General features: G+C 67.9%; 3 protein-coding genes and 1 pseudogene. 1 reads left to right on the top strand and 3 read right to left on the bottom strand.

Annotated elements, in window-relative coordinates; genetic code table 11:
* Positions 1-725, top strand: a 725-nt coding sequence (locus A9Z05_RS01420) for a hypothetical protein (protein WP_069616601.1), incomplete at its 5' end; no start/stop codon positions are given.
* Positions 726-753: 28 nt separating this feature from the next.
* Here A9Z05_RS01420 and A9Z05_RS37350 read toward each other — a convergent pair.
* The 3 genes and pseudogenes from A9Z05_RS37350 to A9Z05_RS37345 all read right to left on the bottom strand — a co-directional run.
* Positions 754-889 (bottom strand): annotated as a pseudogene (locus A9Z05_RS37350) (class II aldolase/adducin family protein); the annotation flags it as partial.
* Between the two features lie 2 nt (positions 890-891).
* A partial coding sequence (locus A9Z05_RS01415) for a class II aldolase/adducin family protein (protein ID WP_256121810.1) occupies positions 892-1521 on the bottom strand: 630 nt, incomplete at its 3' end.
* A 240-nt stretch (positions 1522-1761) separates the two neighbouring features.
* The coding region (locus A9Z05_RS37345) for a phospholipase D-like domain-containing protein (protein WP_256121809.1) at positions 1762-2245 on the bottom strand (484 nt) is incomplete at its 5' end.

Raw genomic sequence — 2245 nt, 5'->3', positions numbered from 1 at the left:
TGGTGCTGTCGGCCGGCGCGGGCCCGTATCGTTACTTCGACACGGTGCCGGCCGGCGAAGGCGGCGGAGACTCGCGCAGTTATTCGAACACGCATGGCTGGGGTGTGCTGATGAGCGTGCGTGCCGCGTACTACACGTCGCACCGCTGGATCGCGCAGCTTCAGGTCAACCGCGCGCAGGTGTTCAGCGGCCCCGACACGACGTCCGTGATGTTCGGCATCGGCTACCAGCTCGATGCGCCCGACACGCCGGGCCCGCGCGACACCGCACTGCCGCGCACGCGCAAGGTCACGCACAACGAAGTCACGGCAATGCTCGGCGAGACGATTCTCAACAGCCGCTCGTCGCCGTCGACGCTCGGCGGCAGCGTCGAATACCGGCGCGGCCTCGCGCGTTCGATCGACTGGACCGCGACATGGATGTACGAAGGCGCGAAGCAGGCGGTTCGCCGCAACGGGATCGCGTCCGAGCTGTGGCTCACGCGCGCGTTCCTGAACGACAAGGTCACGCTGTCGGCCGGCGCCGGCGCGTATTTCACCGTCAACCAGCGCAACCGCGAAGGCCAGCCGGGCCCCGGCGACGGCCGCCTGTCCGGCATCGTGTCGATCTCGGCCAGTTACCGGCTCTCCGACCGCTGGCTCACGCGCATCACATGGAACCGCGTGGTCACGCGCTACGACCGCGACACCGACGTGATTCAGGCCGGTCTCGGCTACCGGTTCTGACGGGCGCACGCACCGGGCGCCGTCCGCGTCACGCGCGGTAACCCGGATCGATCCGGTCGACGATCCGCTGCAGCGCGTCGAACGCGTCCTGCCCCGCGCCATGCTTCGGATCGAAATTCAGCGAATCGCGCACGCACCCTTCGAGCACGGGCGGCGCGATCGGCNNGCCGATCGCGTGCGTCGCGACCTGTACCTCGCACGCACGGTTGAGCAGCCACATCAGCGAAAACGTCTGCGCGAGCGTCGCGCCGATCGTCACGGGTCCGTGGTTGCGCAGCAGCAGTACGGGCCGCCCGCCCGCGCTGTCGACGATGCGCCTGCCTTCGTCGAGATGCACGGTGATGCCCTCGAAGTCGTGGTACGCGATCTTCCCGTACAGCTGCGCCGAATAGAAATTCGAGAACGACAGCCCGTCGCGCGAACAGCACACGGCCATCGTCGGCGTCGTGTGCACGTGCATCACGCAGTGCGCATCGGGCAGCGCCGCATGGATCGCGCTGTGGAACGTGAAACCGGCCGGATTGATCGGCCAGTCGGAATGGCCGATCACATTGCCGTCGATGTCGATCTTCACGAGGTTCGACGCGCACACCTCGCGGTAATGGAGCCCGAACGGATTGATCAGGAAATGACCGTCCTCGCTCGGCACGCGCAGCGAGATATGGTTGTAGATCAGCTCGGTCCAGCCCAGATAATCGAAGATGCGGTAGGCGGCCGCGAGCTGCACACGCGCCTGCCATTCGGCTTCGGAGAAGCGCGCGGGACGCGTGAACGGCTGGTTCGGTACACGTTGCATGGGGAACTCCGGTTGCGGCGGCGCGCGGCCGCGGCGAGCGGCGGTGCGCATCGTCCTCGTCTGCCGGCGCCGCAAGCGACGCGTGCGGCGCGTATGGCGCACGTGCGGCGCGCCGTTCCGGACCGCATTGCGCGAGCGATCCGCCAGCATGCTTCACGGCACCCATATAGTTGCGCGCACAACCATATCATCTTTCCCCGCGCACCGGTATCGCGGGTTTTGCCGGAGCCGTTCCCGCCCTTACAACTGGTCGTCGACCGGCAGCAGCGTGAAAATGCCCGTCATCACGTTGCGCAGCAGCCCCGCATGCGGGTCGACGTGATAGGTGGTCGTCTGGCCGCCTTCGGTGCCCGTCCATTCGAGCGCGGGTGGGCTGCCGTCGGTCCGCTTCGCGAGCGTGACGCGGTAGCTTTCGTCCGGCTGCGTCACGCGCGCGAAGATCGCCGCGGCCTGCTGCGCGAGCACCGGGCTGTGGATCACGAGCGCGAGCTCGGTGTTCAGGTACGCGGAACGCGGGTCGAGGTTCAGCGAGCCGATCACGAGGATTTGCCGGTCGATCACATACGCCTTCGCATGCAGGCTCGCGCGCGAGCGCGACCCGAACAGCCGCGCGGGCTGCTGGTCCGGCTGCGACTTGAATTCGTACAGCTCGACGCCGCGCTGCAGCAACGGCACGCGGTACGGCGCATAGCCGGCCTGCACCGCGACCGCGTCGGTCGCCGCG

The organism is Burkholderia sp. A2 (assembly GCF_001729305.1).
In the GTDB taxonomy this organism is placed as follows: Bacteria; Pseudomonadota; Gammaproteobacteria; order Burkholderiales; family Burkholderiaceae; genus Burkholderia; species Burkholderia sola.
Note: the sequence above shows the minus strand (reverse complement) of the source record. Positions and strands in the feature narration are given on the sequence as shown.